This is a genomic window from Bacillus paramycoides, from assembly GCF_038971285.1.
Taxonomy (GTDB): Bacteria; Bacillota; Bacilli; order Bacillales; family Bacillaceae_G; genus Bacillus_A.
In genome coordinates this window covers 4,932,022-4,947,306 of record NZ_CP152427.1, presented here as the reverse complement: position 1 = coordinate 4,947,306, position 15,285 = coordinate 4,932,022, and the positions used below count along the sequence as shown (strand labels likewise).

14 protein-coding genes and 1 pseudogene are annotated in these 15,285 nt (G+C 37.6%); 12 read left to right on the top strand and 3 right to left on the bottom strand.

Annotation, left to right across the window (positions count from 1 at the left end; genetic code table 11):
• Positions 1-68 precede the first annotated feature (68 nt).
• Both AAG068_RS25835 and AAG068_RS25830 read left to right on the top strand, forming a co-directional pair.
• Complete coding sequence (locus AAG068_RS25835; protein WP_342716331.1) at positions 69-1,784, top strand: ABC transporter ATP-binding protein; 1,716 nt, start codon at positions 69-71, stop codon at positions 1,782-1,784.
• Between the two features lie 65 nt (positions 1,785-1,849).
• A complete protein-coding gene (locus AAG068_RS25830) occupies positions 1,850-2,161 on the top strand; it encodes a heavy metal-binding domain-containing protein (RefSeq protein WP_000637523.1) in 312 nt (103 codons plus the stop codon).
• Between the two features lie 111 nt (positions 2,162-2,272).
• Here AAG068_RS25830 and abc-f read toward each other — a convergent pair whose 3' ends face one another.
• From abc-f to AAG068_RS25815, 3 genes and pseudogenes are all read right to left on the bottom strand, one after another.
• A complete protein-coding gene (gene abc-f, locus AAG068_RS25825; protein ID WP_342716328.1) occupies positions 2,273-3,907 on the bottom strand; it encodes a ribosomal protection-like ABC-F family protein in 1,635 nt (544 codons plus the stop codon).
• 265 nt (positions 3,908-4,172) lie between these two features.
• A pseudogene (locus AAG068_RS25820) lies at positions 4,173-4,340 on the bottom strand (flavodoxin family protein); the annotation flags it as partial.
• 51 nt (positions 4,341-4,391) lie between these two features.
• Positions 4,392-5,285 (bottom strand): LysR family transcriptional regulator, encoded by an 894-nt coding sequence (locus AAG068_RS25815; RefSeq protein ID WP_342716327.1) that lies wholly within the window; start codon positions 5,283-5,285, stop codon positions 4,392-4,394.
• A 152-nt stretch (positions 5,286-5,437) separates the two neighbouring features.
• On the opposite strand from AAG068_RS25815, the gene AAG068_RS25810 reads away from it, so the two are divergent.
• From AAG068_RS25810 to AAG068_RS25765, 10 genes are all read left to right on the top strand, one after another.
• Complete coding sequence (locus AAG068_RS25810; protein ID WP_342716326.1) at positions 5,438-6,460, top strand: YeiH family protein; 1,023 nt, start codon at positions 5,438-5,440, stop codon at positions 6,458-6,460.
• Between the two features lie 209 nt (positions 6,461-6,669).
• Entirely contained in the window at positions 6,670-6,867 is a 198-nt protein-coding gene (locus AAG068_RS25805; RefSeq protein WP_002143740.1) for a helix-turn-helix transcriptional regulator, read from the top strand.
• 144 nt (positions 6,868-7,011) lie between these two features.
• Positions 7,012-7,239 (top strand): hypothetical protein, encoded by a 228-nt coding sequence (locus AAG068_RS25800; RefSeq protein WP_342716325.1) that lies wholly within the window; start codon positions 7,012-7,014, stop codon positions 7,237-7,239.
• 106 nt (positions 7,240-7,345) lie between these two features.
• Positions 7,346-8,101: a MerR family transcriptional regulator gene (locus AAG068_RS25795; RefSeq protein WP_342716323.1), complete on the top strand. Its 756-nt coding sequence runs from the start codon at positions 7,346-7,348 to the stop codon at positions 8,099-8,101.
• Positions 8,098-8,718, top strand: coding sequence for a hypothetical protein (locus tag AAG068_RS25790; protein ID WP_342716322.1), 621 nt, complete (start codon positions 8,098-8,100; stop codon positions 8,716-8,718). Before AAG068_RS25795 ends, AAG068_RS25790 begins: the two co-directional genes overlap by 4 nt.
• Before the next feature lie 45 nt (positions 8,719-8,763).
• Positions 8,764-9,195: a DUF4362 domain-containing protein gene (locus tag AAG068_RS25785; RefSeq protein ID WP_342716321.1), complete on the top strand. Its 432-nt coding sequence runs from the start codon at positions 8,764-8,766 to the stop codon at positions 9,193-9,195.
• A gap of 151 nt (positions 9,196-9,346) precedes the next feature.
• Positions 9,347-11,323, top strand: coding sequence for an excinuclease ABC subunit B (uvrB, locus tag AAG068_RS25780; protein ID WP_342716320.1), 1,977 nt, complete (start codon positions 9,347-9,349; stop codon positions 11,321-11,323).
• 11 nt (positions 11,324-11,334) lie between these two features.
• A complete protein-coding gene (uvrA, locus tag AAG068_RS25775; RefSeq protein WP_342719818.1) occupies positions 11,335-14,205 on the top strand; it encodes an excinuclease ABC subunit UvrA in 2,871 nt (956 codons plus the stop codon).
• 92 nt (positions 14,206-14,297) lie between these two features.
• Positions 14,298-14,714 carry a DUF4275 family protein gene (locus tag AAG068_RS25770; protein ID WP_342716319.1) on the top strand — a complete coding sequence of 139 codons (417 nt, stop codon included), beginning with the start codon at positions 14,298-14,300 and terminating at the stop codon, positions 14,712-14,714.
• A gap of 114 nt (positions 14,715-14,828) precedes the next feature.
• The gene (locus tag AAG068_RS25765; protein WP_001267308.1) at positions 14,829-15,209 is read left to right on the top strand and encodes a phage holin family protein; all 381 of its coding nucleotides are present in this window, start codon (positions 14,829-14,831) and stop codon (positions 15,207-15,209) included.
• The last annotated feature ends 76 nt before the right edge of the window (positions 15,210-15,285 follow it).

Below are 15,285 nucleotides of genomic sequence, written 5' to 3'. Positions count from 1 at the left end.
TTGAATAATTATTTGATAATGGTTATCATTTAGGGAGTCTTTTTAATTTTGAAAAATGGGGGGAAGGTATGCTACGTAAATTTTTTTCTTACTATAAACCGTATAAAGGTTTATTTATACTCGACTTTTCTTGCGCAGTTGTCGCAGGGTTATTAGAACTTGGCTTCCCGCTTATCGTAAATCAATTTATTGATAAGTTATTGCCGGGGCAAAACTGGACGCTTATTTTATGGGCTTGTTTTGGTTTACTTGCAGTGTATATGTTAAATGCGGGCTTACAATATGTTGTTACATATTGGGGACATATGCTTGGTGTTAACATTGAAACGGATATGAGGCAGAAATTATTTGATCACATTCAAAAGCTATCATTCAGATTTTTTGACAATAATAAAACAGGTCACTTAATTTCACGTCTTACAAACGACTTAATGGAAATTGGTGAAATTGCTCACCACGGGCCAGAAGATTTATTTATCGCCGTTATGACTTTAGTTGGGGCATTTTCATTTATGATGATGATCAACTGGAAGTTGGCTCTATTAACGTTCTTCGTCATTCCATTCTTATTATGGTTAGCACTTTACTTCAATAAAAAAATGACAGGTACATTTAGACGTTTATTCTCAGATGTTGCTGATTTTAATGCATGTATTGAAAATAACGTTGGTGGCATCCGCGTTGTACAAGCATTCGGAAATGAAAAGTTTGAGAAAGAGCAATTCGCTGTTAACAATGCTCGTTTCCGTACAACGAAATTAATGGCGTATAAAATTATGGCATTGAATTCATCAATTAGTTATATGCTTATGCGTCTCGTAACGCTTTTCGTCTTAATATGCGGTACATGGTTTGTTCTGCAAGGTGAATTAACGTACGGTGGATTTATCGGATTCGTTCTATTAACGAATATTTTCTTCCGTCCAATTGAAAAAATTAATGCGGTAATCGAAAGCTATCCGAAAGGGATTGCTGGTTTTAAGAGATATGTAGAGCTTCTTGAAACAGAGCCAGATATTGTAGACTCTAAAGATGCGATGGAAGTGAAACATGTACATGGTGATATTCAATATAGCAACATTACGTTCGGATATGAAAATAAAGAACCGATTTTAAATGAAATTAGCTTGAAAATACATGCAGGCGAAACAGTTGCATTTGTTGGACCATCAGGAGCTGGAAAAACGACTTTATGTAGCTTATTACCACGTTTTTATGAACAATCATCAGGATCCATTCAAATTGACGGTATTGATACGAAAGATATGACGTTATCGTCACTTCGTAAGCAAATCGGAATCGTGCAGCAAGATGTGTTCTTATTCTCTGGAACGATTCGCGAAAATATCGCTTACGGAAATTTAAAGGCATCAGAGGCTGAAATTTGGCAGGCAGTAAAACGTGCGCAATTAGAAGATTTAATTTACTCACAACCAGACGGTTTAGATACTGTTATCGGTGAGCGCGGCGTGAAACTTTCAGGTGGACAGAAGCAGCGTTTAGCGATTGCTCGTATGTTCTTGAAAAACCCGCCAATTTTAATACTTGATGAAGCAACTTCTGCACTAGACACAGAGACGGAACTAGCGATTCAAAAATCACTTGCTGAACTATCTGTCGGCCGTACAACGTTAGTTATCGCTCACAGACTTGCGACGATTAAAAATGCAGATCGTATCGTCGTTGTAAATAAAGATGGTATTGCGGAACAAGGTTCACATGATGAATTAATTGAACAAGGCGGAGGATACAGCAGGTTATACGAAGCACAATTCAGTTCGTAAATATAATTTGTACTGAATTAGTGCACCATAAGTAGGTGAAAATCTCATATGGGAGGCTATAAAGTATGATTGTAACTACAACGTCTACAATTCAAGGAAAAGAAATTATTGAGTATATCGATATCGTCAATGGAGAAGCGATTATGGGCGCGAATATCGTTCGTGACCTTTTCGCCTCTGTTCGTGATGTTGTCGGTGGTCGTGCTGGCGCTTACGAAAGTAAATTAAAAGAAGCGCGTGACATCGCAATGGAAGAGATGAAAACTTTCGCAAGACAAAAAAATGCGAATGCAATTGTAGGTATCGACGTGGATTACGAAGTAGTTCGCGAAGGGATGCTAATGGTTGCAGTGAGCGGGACTGCTGTTCGTATTTAAAGTAAAAGCCGTGCTGATGCACGGCTTTTACTGTTATTGATGCTATTCTATGTCGAAGTTTCAATATTTCTTGGGAAATGCGGAAGGTCTCGTCGATATATAGGGAAGACATTAGAGTGCTTCTTGGCATTTCCGGATTTGAACTAATAATGTTTCATATTCTTGTTCGAGAGATGAGATATCATCGTGATGATTTGGTATGGAAATTCGGCCAATGATTTCTGTTAGTTTTGTTTGTAATCGTAATAGTTCTTGTTCAGTAACGTTTACAGAATCCCCAGTTGTTCTTTTTGTGTATTGCTCGTAATTACCGTGGAATACTCTAGGTTCACTCTCATCTACTTGTAGAATATGGTCGGCAACAGAGCGAATAAAGGCACGGTCATGGCTAATGAAAAGTATTGTGCCAGGATATTCTTGTAACATGCTTTCTAATTCTTCTTGTGTTGCTAAGTCTAAATAGTTTGTCGGTTCATCAAGCAGAAGCATATTATAGTTTCCTAAAAATACTTTTGCGAGTGCAACCTTCATTCGTTCACCCCCGCTTAGAACGTGCACAGGTTTATGAACATCTTCACGGCGAAATAGAAGTCTTGCAAGTATTGTGCGAACGAATGCTTCTGTATAGTTTGTTTCTTCTAGAACGTTTTCTAAAATGGTTTTATCTGTTTGTAAAATTGATAATGTTTGTTCGAAGTATCCAATTTTACAACTTTTCGAAAGCTGCATGCCACGCTCATTTGCGAGAAGCATGTTGAACAAAGTTGTTTTGCCGCTTCCGTTCGCGCCTAAAACAGCAAGCTTTGCACCAGGCGCAATAGTTCCATTCATATTTTTAAATAGTGTACGGTCGCCTATTTTCTTTGTTGCTTTATTGAACTGTACTGCCACTTTACTATGAATGGGTGTATGGTATTGTACGTCAAACTGAGTCTGAGAAAAATCCTTTGGTTTTTCTTTCTTTTCTAGTTTTTCGAGACGTGTTTCTAATGCTTTTGCTGCTCTGCTAACTTTTTCTTGGCCATGAGCCCCACTTAACTTATAAAGCTTAGATTCAGATGAACTGAATCGTGTTGGGATTTTTGTCATGTTAGAAGCACGTTGTTTTCTTTGTAAAATGGATTGCTCTAAACGATTTTTTTCTTGTATATATTGCTCATATTCTGCTTGTTTTTGTATTCGTTCACGTTCTTTTTGTTTTCGATAGTTGGAATAATTCCCTTTATACTCTTGAATCATGCCGTCTTCAATTTCAATAATTTTGGTACATATATTATCTAGAAAATCACGATCATGTGATATTAAAACAAGTGCCCCTTTATAGGATAAAAGTGCCTTTTCTAATTGTTCTGTACCGAACATATCTAAGTGGCTTGTCGGTTCATCAGCGAATAAAATGCCTGCATCTTGTTCGAGAGCATGGGCGATCTTTAGCCGCATTCTTTCACCGCCGCTCATTGCAGCTGTAACGTTTGGAATACTCCATTTTCCTTTTGCGAGAGAAGAAGCGGTTTCTGGTAGTTCCTCGCTAAGTTGAGGAATGATGCTGATAGAACTATGATGAGTTACTATGCCTTTGTCAGCCTCTATTTCTTTACTTAATATTTGTAATAACGTAGATTTACCAGCACCGTTGACTCCGACAATTCCTATGCGATCCTGTGCTTGAATTTCCAGTGATGGTAACGTAAATAGTGTGCGATCACCAAAGCTTTTTTCAATATTACGTGCGAATAAAATAGTCATAAAAAACCCTCCCTAGTTTCACTAGAGAGGATAAACGTCGCCCTTGCATGTAAAAATCGTACATAAATAAACGATTTTTTACATGATCGTTTCGAAAGAAAGTATCGACAAATGGACAGACTAATCCCCTGCTAGTTTTCATCATTTTTTGTTCACTATTTGTGATGGATGAAATAAATAAGAGAATTAGAACTTCATTGGTCAAAGTACCTTCCTTTCATAATATTACTTTTATTGTATGCGCATACAAAAGAGTTTGTCAAACTTATTTCTGTTTATAATTTTTGAATTTATCATTATACAATTGTGCTTTTGCTAGCGCCTCAGCATCGTTTTTTCTTTCATCTAATCCATTCGCATCTCCAATAATATAACCCTCAAATGATGAACCAATAAAATCAAAGATGTATTGAAACTGAGCGATAAGCGGTAATGTGTTTCACTCCTTTTACATGTATTGTAAACCTTCACACTAATGTGAAGGTCAACTCTGTTTTTTCGCAAAAGAATGTACATGATTTAAAAATACTTGAATAGCTTTAGATGGGATAAAATATTTGCCGCGCACGATGGAGAATGGACGAATGAGTTGTTCGTCTGGAACTTCGACGTGGAATAGTTCTTTTGCCAGTAGCTCTTTCCGTACAGTCCAATCAGAAAGGATAGCGATGCCAAGCCCGGCACTAACTGCTTCCTTCACGCTTTGTATACTACTGAATGTAAAGAATCGTTTCATTTTCAAATGGTGTTGATGAATAAAGCGGTCACTATACGCACGTGTACCAGAGCCACTTTCTCTTAATACCCATACTTGATCTTGGAGTGAGCTTTCATTTATTTCATTTGTGCGGAGTAGCGGATGATTTGGCGGAACGACGAGCTTCATTTCATCTTGCATAAATGTTTCAACGTCAACGTCGGCGTATACGACTTGCCCTTCCACTAAGCCGATATCAATTTGATTAGAGCGAAGACTTTGCAAGACGTCTTCTGTATTTGAGATAAAGGTATGAACTTCGACGTGTGGATTCTCATTGGCATAGTTAGCCATTATTTTTGGAAGTAAGTATTCCCCAATTGTAAAACTAGCACCGATACGAAGAGTTCCTGTTACAACGTTATGTAGTTCGTTAATTTCTTGTTTCGCATCTTCGTAAAGAGAGAGCATTTGCTTTGCATGTATATATAATATGTTTCCAGCCTCTGTCACTTGAACGTGTTTCGGGGAACGCTGAATAAGTGTAGTTCCAAATTCATTTTCTAAGTTGCGTATATGCATACTTACGCCAGGCTGTGAAAGGTTTAATAATTCTGCTGCACGGGAGAAGTGCTTCTGTTCGACGACGGTAACGAAAATTTTTAAAATGTCTACGTTCATGTAATGAGCTCCTTTCGTTTTTCTTTCATCTTATCATAAGTATTTCTGATGATAGAGATTCAATATTGATATTAAACTTATTATAGAAACTCTCTTATAATGTAAGTAGATAGAACATGCATGTTCCAATACGATTATTGGAGTGGTACAAAGTGGAACAAACACTTGTTATACAAAAGAAGAAGCGTTTTGGATTTTCGCAAGGAATTGGAATTACACTATTAATTGCAATTGCGGCGAAATATTTAGCAGAGCTTCCATTTTTAAATATTATGGGACAATTAGTAATTGCTATTCTAATTGGGATGGTTTGGCGTGCGGCAATTGGAGTTCCTCATGATGCGATTGCAGGGACAAACTTTGCGAGTAAGAAGTTGCTTCGCTTCGGGATCATCTTACTTGGAATGCGATTAAATCTTGTTGATATTGCGAAGGCAGGGCCGAAAGTATTGGTCATCGCAGCGGTTGTTATTACATTTACGATTTTCGTTGTATATGGACTAACGAAAGTATTTAAAGTAGAGAAGAAGCTTGGAATTTTAACAGCATGCGGGACGGCAATTTGCGGGGCGGCTGCTGTCGTGGCAATTGCACCGCAAGTGAAAGCGAAGGATGAGGAAACAGCAGTCGGCGCAGCGATTATTGCAATTTTAGGCACAATATTTACACTTATTTATACGCTATTATACCCAGTGCTTGGCTTCTCGCCGTACGGCTACGGTGTATTCTCAGGTGCGACGTTGCATGAGATTGCCCATGTCATCGCAGCTGCAGCACCAGGAGGAAGTACGGCTGTAGACATCGCAGTTATCGTGAAGTTAACGCGCGTTGCAATGCTTGTGCCAGTAGCAATTTTAATTGGATTATGGTTTGGTAAGAGCGAAGGCAGCGAGGAAAAAAGATCGTGGCGTGACCTTCCGATTCCTTGGTTCATCTTCGGATTTTTAGCGATGAGTGCAGTGCATTCGCTCGGTATTATCCCAGAAGTTGTTGCCGGATACATTGTTGTCATTGCTTACATGCTTATCGCAATGGCGATGGCGGGGCTTGGTTTAAATGTAGAGTTTAAAACGTTCCGTAAGTTAGGAAGCAAAGCATTCGTGGCGGGGCTGATCGGTTCGGTTTGCCTTGCTATTCTTGGATACGTTCTTGTATATGCGTTAAGGTTTATGTAGTAGGGCGGAGAAGCTGTTCCCAAAGTTTTTTGGGAACAGCTTTTTCTTATGATTATAGGGCTAATGATGTCGGTATTTGCCGGTAAGTCGATATATTAAAAAAATCGCTGATATAAATTAAATGACTCTTGTACTTTGTTAGAGAAGATTTTCAGTGAAATGTTTTTCTAAAATTTGTAAAGATATCTTTACTTTCAAAGGTGGAGCCTATGGGTGTGAAAAATACAATAAAAGAGTTAAGAAAGCAAAATCATATAACGCAAGTTGAAATGGCAAAGGCGATGCAGGTGACGCGGCAGACGATTGTGGCGATTGAAAACCATCATTATAATCCGAGTCTAGAGTTATCGTTAAAAATCGCTAAATATTTTGGAATGAAGGTGGAGGAAATATTTACGCTAGAGTAAGGGGAGAAAAAATAAATGATAAGTTTGAGAAATTTCAATTAGATTATACGTTTAAATATATAGGGATTGGTTTTGGTTTATTAATAAGTATGGCATCGACGAGTGTGTTAGCAACAAGGAATAGTTAGAAAAAGGGGAACTGGGATGGGATTATCGGTATTATGTGTCGCTACGGCTATTTTTGCTTTGTTTTGGGGAATGCAGAATTTCTCTCGTAATCCAGTACCAAGTATTTGTATTATGCTTGGTACTGTAGGTTTATCATATTATTTATTAGTTTCAGCTCATTATCATAAAACAGCCACGAGTGTTGTCGTTGGAGCACTTATTTTATTTTGTGGGCGTGCTGTACAAAAAGGATTATTTCCGTAAAAGCTGTTTATACGAAGAGTATAAACAGCTTTTTGTATTTTTTTAACAAAAGCATTGAAAGTGACGTTACGTCATCTTTTATAATGAAGAGGAAGAGGTGAGGGTAGTGATTTCAATACAACAATTGACGAAAGAAACAGGGGTAACAGTACGTACATTACGTTATTATGATCAAATAGATTTATTAAAGCCGAGCGGGAAAACAGAAGGCGGTCATCGTTTATATAGTGAAGCTGACGTAATACGTCTCCAACAAATTTTATTTTTAAAGGAAATGGGATTTTCATTAAAAGAGTCTGCGAATATGTTAGTAAAAGGTGAGCTTAACTTAAAGGATTCGCTTGAAAAACAACTTCGATTTGTACAGGAAGAACAAAAGAAATTCAATCGAATGGAGCGCGTTTTACAAGCAGTTGTTTATTCAGTAGATGTGGAGGGAGAGCTCGATTGGAAAGTTATGTTTGAACTGATCCAGCTTTCGAAACAGTCTTCTCGTATACGTGAAATATTTCAAAATGAAGTATTTTCAAAAGAAGAACAAAAGTTGCTTCATAATTTGCCAAATATGAGTGAAGAAGATCCGAATGTTTTAGAATGGGTAGATTTATTAAAGCAATTACGCACTTTTATGAAAGATGGTAAAGAAGCTGCAAGTGATGAGGTGCAAGGGGCAACGAAGAGATTAATGCAGAAGTGTTTAGAAATGGCCAATGGTGATGAAGCGTTTTTAGATAAGTTATGGGAAGTTAGAAAATCGAAGGAAGATTCACAGAAAATGAGCATGTATCCAATCGAAGAAGAATTTTTATTATATATGGATGAAGCTTTTCGTATATATGATGAAAAGGAGAAGGGTAAATGAGTATACTTGCAGAATATCGTTGGTATTTTTTAATTGGGGCAGAGATTGTATTTTGGTTATCAGCTATCGGTTTCTTTTTACTCCGTTACGGATTTCGTTTGAAGAAGGCAAGCTTTATTATGGGGATTGTACTACTCGTAAATGAAGTGTCCATTTTAACCTTAGGAGTAGTGGATTATTACCAAACAGGAAAGTTCTCTAACTTTCAAATCATTACAGTAATTATTTTATTGTATGCAGTTTTCTACGGGAAAAAGGATTTGAAGAAGCTTGATATATTTGCGCAAAAGCTAGTTGCGAAATGGCGGAATGAACCAGCGCCAATTATGGAAGAGCACGTAGAATTAACAGGTATGGCCTATGCGAAGCAGGAAATAAAAAATTGGGTATTACATCTTGTTTTATTCGTTGTTGTGCATATTTTCTTTTTCTTTCTGTACGGTTTTGTCCCGTTTGAACAATGGTATAATTGGTTAGAAACGGGGATTGTTTTAAATGAAAAAGCAAGTCGTGTTAGCCAAGTTTGGGCGATTATACTTTTAGTGGATACAGTTATTTCATTTTCATATGTTCTTTTCCCGAAGAAGGAAAAAGGAAAAGAGAAGCTACTTTCATAGAGGAAAGTAGCTTTTTTAGCATACCAATAGTTTGTATAGGAGAGGATGACAGTAGGAAAAAGAAGTCGTTTTATATGCCTATTTTTCTTTAGTTTAGTAGCATGCTCACAGCCTAACATTGCAATTGATAAGAAGAATGATGTTGTTGCAAAGGAGGCAGAAATTTCTAATATAGATAAATTTGAAAAGTTCGTTTTGAATATTGACCAAGGGAGAGTTGATAAAATAAGAATTGTACATTACACGCATGAAGGTGACCCGATTGTTCAAACGTTAGGGCATAGTGAGAACGATATACTTTATGTATCAGATAATAGAAAAGACCAATTTGCTGGTGACAATAAAGGGTTATATAAAGATAGTTGTAAAAGTATTGTTGCAGACGAGTGCGAATTAGGAATCACTTATAGGCTAATAGGTTGTACGAATGAAGATGGGCGCAATGGATATGATTTATTATATGTACCTAAAAAATAGAGTTAGTAGAGGAAGGAAGTTTTGAATCCTTCCTTTTTCTATGTATATATTGTCGAAAACTTTACCGAATATCTGTTCGTTTTTTTAGGTTTTTTGGGGGTATTCGTGGTAAAATAATAATACAGATTTTTATGAGGAGGTCGGATTATACTTGGAACATCAATTTGAAATTATCTCAGCGTATTCCCCGCAAGGTGATCAGCCGGTAGCTATAGAGAAGCTTGTAGAGGGAATTAATAGTGGAAAGAAAAAGCAAGTGTTGCTTGGAGCGACAGGAACGGGTAAGACATTTACGATTTCAAATGTCATTAAAGAAGTGCAGAAGCCAACACTTGTCATGGCTCATAATAAAACGTTAGCAGGACAGTTATATAGTGAGTTGAAAGACTTTTTTCCGAATAATGCAGTTGAATATTTTGTTAGTTATTACGATTATTATCAGCCAGAAGCATATGTGCCGCAAACAGATACGTTTATTGAAAAAGATGCACAGATTAATGATGAAATTGATAAATTGCGTCACTCAGCAACGTCCGCATTATTTGAACGGGACGATGTAATTATCGTTGCGAGTGTTTCGTGTATATATGGTTTAGGTTCTCCAGAAGAATACCGCGAGTTAGTTGTTTCACTTCGAGTTGGTATGGAAAAAGACCGCAATCAATTGCTTCGTGAACTTGTTGATGTACAGTATGGACGTAATGATATTGATTTCAAGCGTGGTACATTCCGTGTGCGCGGAGATGTAGTTGAAATCTTCCCTGCATCACTTGACGAGCATTGTATTCGAATTGAGTTTTTCGGTGATGAAATCGATCGTATTCGTGAAGTAAATGCGTTAACAGGTGAAGTATTAGCAGAACGTGATCATGTAGCAATCTTCCCAGCATCTCACTTCGTTACACGAGAAGAAAAGATGAAGGTCGCTATTGAAAATATAGAAAAAGAATTAGAAGAACGTTTAAAGGAATTAAATGATAATGGCAAGTTGTTAGAAGCGCAGCGTATAGAACAGCGTACACGTTATGATTTAGAAATGATGCGTGAGATGGGCTTTTGTTCAGGGATTGAAAACTATTCCCGTCATTTAACACTTCGTCCAGCGGGTGCAACGCCGTATACGTTATTAGACTATTTCCCGAAAGATTTCTTAATCGTTATGGATGAGTCGCACGTATCAGTACCGCAAGTAAGAGCGATGTATAACGGGGACCAAGCACGTAAACAAGTGCTTGTAGATCATGGATTCCGTCTGCCATCAGCTTTAGATAATAGACCGCTCACATTTGATGAGTTTGAAGAGAAAATGAATCAAGTTATTTACGTTTCAGCAACGCCAGGACCGTACGAGTTGGAGCAGTCACCAGAAGTAATAGAACAAATTATTCGTCCAACAGGGCTTTTAGATCCACCTATTGATATACGACCAATTGAAGGGCAAATTGACGATTTATTAGGAGAGATTCAAGATCGCATTGCAAAAAATGAACGTGTATTAATTACGACTTTAACGAAGAAGATGTCAGAGGATTTAACGGATTACTTAAAAGATGTAGGAATTAAAGTGAACTATCTTCACTCTGAAGTTAAAACGTTAGAACGTATTGAAATTATCCGTGATCTTCGCCTCGGTAAGTTTGATGTTCTTGTCGGTATTAACTTATTGCGAGAAGGATTAGATATTCCAGAAGTATCACTAGTAGCTATTTTAGATGCTGATAAGGAAGGATTCTTACGTTCAGAGCGTTCATTAATTCAAACAATCGGTCGTGCAGCACGTAATGAAAACGGCCGCGTTATTATGTACGCAGATCGTATAACGAGATCGATGGGAATTGCGATCGAAGAAACGCAGCGTCGTCGCACTATACAAGAAGCTTACAATAAAGAGCATGGTATTACGCCGAAAACAATTCAAAAAGGCGTGCGTGATGTTATCCGTGCAACGACAGCTGCTGAAGAAACAGAAACGTATGAAGCGGCGCCAGCTAAGAAAATGACGAAAAAAGAGCGTGAAAAAACAATTGCGAAGATGGAAGCAGAGATGAAAGAAGCAGCAAAAGCGTTAGATTTCGAGCGTGCAGCTGAATTGAGAGATTTACTATTAGAATTAAAAGCGGAAGGGTGAACAGAGTGAGTATGAGCAAGGATTATATTGTTGTAAAAGGTGCTAGAGCACATAACTTAAAAAATATTGATGTAACCATTCCGAGAAATCAGCTTGTTGTTGTGACGGGATTGTCTGGTTCTGGGAAATCATCGTTAGCGTTTGATACGATTTATGCAGAAGGGCAGCGCAGATACGTAGAATCGTTATCTGCGTATGCGCGTCAGTTTTTAGGGCAAATGGATAAGCCGGATGTAGATACGATTGAAGGATTGTCACCAGCGATTTCAATTGATCAAAAAACGACGAGTCGTAATCCACGTTCAACTGTCGGAACGGTAACGGAGATTTATGATTACTTACGTTTATTATTTGCGCGAATTGGTACGCCGATTTGTCCGAATCATGGCATTGAAATTACATCACAAACAGTAGAACAGATGGTAGACCGTGTTCTTGAGTATCCTGAGCGTACGAAATTACAAGTGTTAGCCCCTATCGTTTCTGGGCGTAAAGGTGCACATGTGAAAGTGCTTGAAGATATTAAGAAGCAAGGATATGTTCGTGTACGTGTTGATGGTGAAATGCTGGATGTATCTGAAGAGATTACGTTAGATAAAAATAAGAAGCATTCTATTGAAGTTGTCATTGACCGTATTGTTGTAAAAGAAGGAATCGCAAGCCGCCTTGCGGATTCACTTGAAAGTGCATTAAAGCTTGGCGGAGGCCGTGTATTAATCGATGTAATGGGAGAAGAGGAACTTCTATTTAGTGAACATCATGCTTGTCCGCATTGTGGTTTTTCAATCGGAGAATTAGAGCCGCGTATGTTTTCATTCAACAGTCCATTCGGAGCATGTCCTTCTTGTGATGGACTTGGTTCAAAGTTAGAGGTAGATTTAGAACTTGTTATACCAAACTGGGATTTATCATTAAATGAACATGCGATCGCGCCTTGGGAGCCGACAAGCTCACAATATTACCCGCAACTTTTACAATCTGTATGTAATCATTACGGCGTTGATATGGATGTGCCTGTGAAAAATATACCGAGAGATTTATTTGATAAAGTGTTATACGGAAGCGGTGAAGAGAAGGTTTATTTCCGCTATGTAAATGAATTTGGTCAAGTAAAGGAAAATGAGATTTTATTTGAAGGTGTTATTCCAAATATTGAACGTCGTTATCGTGAAACGAGTTCTGATTATGTTCGTGAGCAAATGGAAAAATATATGGCAGAGCAAGCTTGTCCGAAGTGTAAAGGTGGACGCTTAAAGCCTGAGAGTTTAGCTGTTTTTGTTGGTGGGAAAACGATTGCTGACGTAACGAAGTATTCTGTTCAAGAAGTACAGGAATTCTTCTCAAATGTGGAGTTAACGGAGAAACAACAAAAAATTGCTCATTTAATTTTAAGAGAAATCCAGGAGCGCGTTGGGTTCTTAGTAAACGTCGGTTTAGATTATTTAACGTTAAGTCGTGCCGCAGGAACATTATCAGGTGGTGAGGCGCAGCGTATTCGTTTAGCGACGCAAATTGGTTCTCGTCTTACTGGCGTACTTTACATTCTTGATGAGCCTTCTATCGGTTTGCATCAGCGTGATAACGATCGTCTTATTCGTACATTGCAAGAAATGCGCGATTTAGGTAATACGTTAATTGTCGTTGAACATGATGAAGATACGATGATGGCAGCTGACTATTTACTTGATATTGGACCTGGTGCAGGTATTCACGGTGGACAAGTCGTATCAGCAGGTACACCAGCTGAAGTGATGCAAGATGAGAATTCGTTAACAGGGAAGTATTTAAGCGGTAAAGAGTTTATTCCGGTTCCACTTGAAAGACGTAAAGGTGACGGAAGAAAAGTAGAAATTGTCGGCGCAAAAGAGAATAACTTAAAGAATGCGAAGATGTCATTCCCGCTTGGTACGTTTGTAGCGGTAACAGGTGTATCTGGATCAGGTAAAAGTACGATGATTAATGAAGTACTATATAAATCGTTAGCGCAAAAGTTATATAAAGCGAAAGCGAAGCCAGGTACGCATAAAGAAATTAAAGGTCTTGAGCACTTAGATAAAGTAATCGATATTGATCAATCGCCAATCGGTCGTACACCACGTTCTAATCCAGCGACGTATACAGGTGTATTCGATGATATTCGTGATGTGTTTGCACAAACGAATGAAGCGAAAGTGCGCGGATATCAAAAAGGACGTTTCAGCTTTAATGTAAAAGGTGGACGTTGTGAAGCGTGCCGTGGTGATGGAATTATTAAAATCGAAATGCACTTCTTACCAGACGTATACGTTCCGTGTGAAGTTTGTCATGGTAAACGTTACAACCGTGAAACGTTAGAAGTGAAATATAAAGATAAAAACATTTCTGAAGTGTTAGGGATGACGATTGAAGATGGAGTAGAGTTCTTCGCTAATATCCCAAAAATTAAGCGTAAACTTCAAACGCTTGTAGACGTTGGGCTTGGTTATATGAAATTAGGGCAACCAGCTACGACGTTATCTGGAGGAGAAGCACAGCGTGTGAAATTAGCTTCTGAATTACATCGTCGTTCTACAGGACGTACGTTATACATTTTAGACGAGCCAACGACTGGTTTACATGCGCATGATATCGCACGTCTTCTAGAAGTGCTGCAACGTCTTGTTGAGAGCGGTGAAACCGTACTTGTAATTGAACATAATTTAGATGTAATTAAAACAGCTGATTATATCGTTGACCTTGGACCAGAGGGTGGAGATAAAGGTGGACAAATCGTTGCTTCTGGAACGCCAGAGCAAGTAGTGAAAGAAGAGCGCTCGTATACAGGTAAGTATTTAAAAGAGATTTTAAATCGTGATAAAGCAAGAATGAAAGAGAAAATAAAAGAAGTAGAGTTATCTCAATAAGTGTATTACGAAAAACCGAGTGGAAATGACACTCGGTTTTTATTTTATAGGGGGAGACGATGGGATTTTTAGATGTGTTGTGAAAGAAAAATATGAAGGTAAGAGAGTTTCAAAAGTGGGGTGTATATTTTGGGAAGCGCTGGGAGGATAACTTTGCAAATCATGTAAGTGACGAGGAAAAAGAAGACATTTTTCATTATGGAAATAAGTATGCATGCGGTTATCTTTGGCACATATTTAGTTATGAGAAAAAGAAATGTTTAGAAGAGGCGGAAGCAGAGAGTGCGTTTCATAATGAAGTGAAAAAGGATTGCTATATATTCTATCAACATTGTGAAGATGTACTGCTAATAAAAGATGCGAGTTTATTACATCTGAATGATATATTGTGTGAGACGGATGATATGTATAAAGGCGATATCTATATTGTAGATAAAGAGTTCACTTGGACTTTTGTAAAAACGCATGAACATAGATGGTGTGGTCCCTATTTCACAAAGAGATGTTGATAGGTATACAAGCAGGAAGAGTAGAATAAGTTGATATAAGTGTATGTATGATACTTGCGTTTCTTATCTATTAGCGTATGATGAAATATATATGTCAAAAGGATGTGTAAGAAAATGAGATGGATTGTATCACTTCTTGTAAATAGCGTTGTGTTAATCGCTGTATCGGGACTTTTAAAAGGGATTGCACCAGACGCGTTTTACGTAGCAAATATACAAACTGCAATTATTGCGAGTATTATTTTGGCTGTTTTAAATGTGTTTGTAAAACCGTTTTTAATTTTAATTACGCTACCAATTACTGTTGTAACTTTTGGTTTCTTCTTAATTGTAATTAATGCGATTACGTTAAAAATAGCAGATTCATTATTAGGAGATGCATTTAATATATCAGGATTTGGTGTAGCGATTGTTGCGGCAATTTGTATTTCAATCTTTAATATGATTATTGAAAAAGCAATCGTGGAACCTTTATATGAAAAAAAGAGAAAATGACAAAAAGAAAAACATTTCATGATATGTATGAAATGTTTTTTTCTATTTATTAGAAACCGTATTTCTTGTTTCCAGA

Excerpts from the sequence above, each read along its gene's own strand:
- AAG068_RS25835 (WP_342716331.1), top strand. The coding sequence starts at position 69 with ATGCTACGTAAATTTTTTTCTTACTATAAACCGTATAAAGGTTTATTT.
- AAG068_RS25830 (WP_000637523.1), top strand. The coding sequence starts at position 1,850 with ATGATTGTAACTACAACGTCTACAATTCAAGGAAAAGAAATTATTGAG.
- abc-f (WP_342716328.1), bottom strand. The coding sequence starts at position 3,907 with ATGACTATTTTATTCGCACGTAATATTGAAAAAAGCTTTGGTGATCGC.
- AAG068_RS25815 (WP_342716327.1), bottom strand. The coding sequence starts at position 5,285 with ATGAACGTAGACATTTTAAAAATTTTCGTTACCGTCGTCGAACAGAAG.
- AAG068_RS25805 (WP_002143740.1), top strand. The coding sequence starts at position 6,670 with ATGGGTGTGAAAAATACAATAAAAGAGTTAAGAAAGCAAAATCATATA.
- AAG068_RS25800 (WP_342716325.1), top strand. The coding sequence starts at position 7,012 with ATGGGATTATCGGTATTATGTGTCGCTACGGCTATTTTTGCTTTGTTT.
- AAG068_RS25790 (WP_342716322.1), top strand. The coding sequence starts at position 8,098 with ATGAGTATACTTGCAGAATATCGTTGGTATTTTTTAATTGGGGCAGAG.
- AAG068_RS25785 (WP_342716321.1), top strand. The coding sequence starts at position 8,764 with ATGACAGTAGGAAAAAGAAGTCGTTTTATATGCCTATTTTTCTTTAGT.
- uvrA (WP_342719818.1), top strand. The coding sequence starts at position 11,335 with ATGAGCAAGGATTATATTGTTGTAAAAGGTGCTAGAGCACATAACTTA.
- AAG068_RS25770 (WP_342716319.1), top strand. The coding sequence starts at position 14,298 with ATGAAGGTAAGAGAGTTTCAAAAGTGGGGTGTATATTTTGGGAAGCGC.
- AAG068_RS25765 (WP_001267308.1), top strand. The coding sequence starts at position 14,829 with ATGAGATGGATTGTATCACTTCTTGTAAATAGCGTTGTGTTAATCGCT.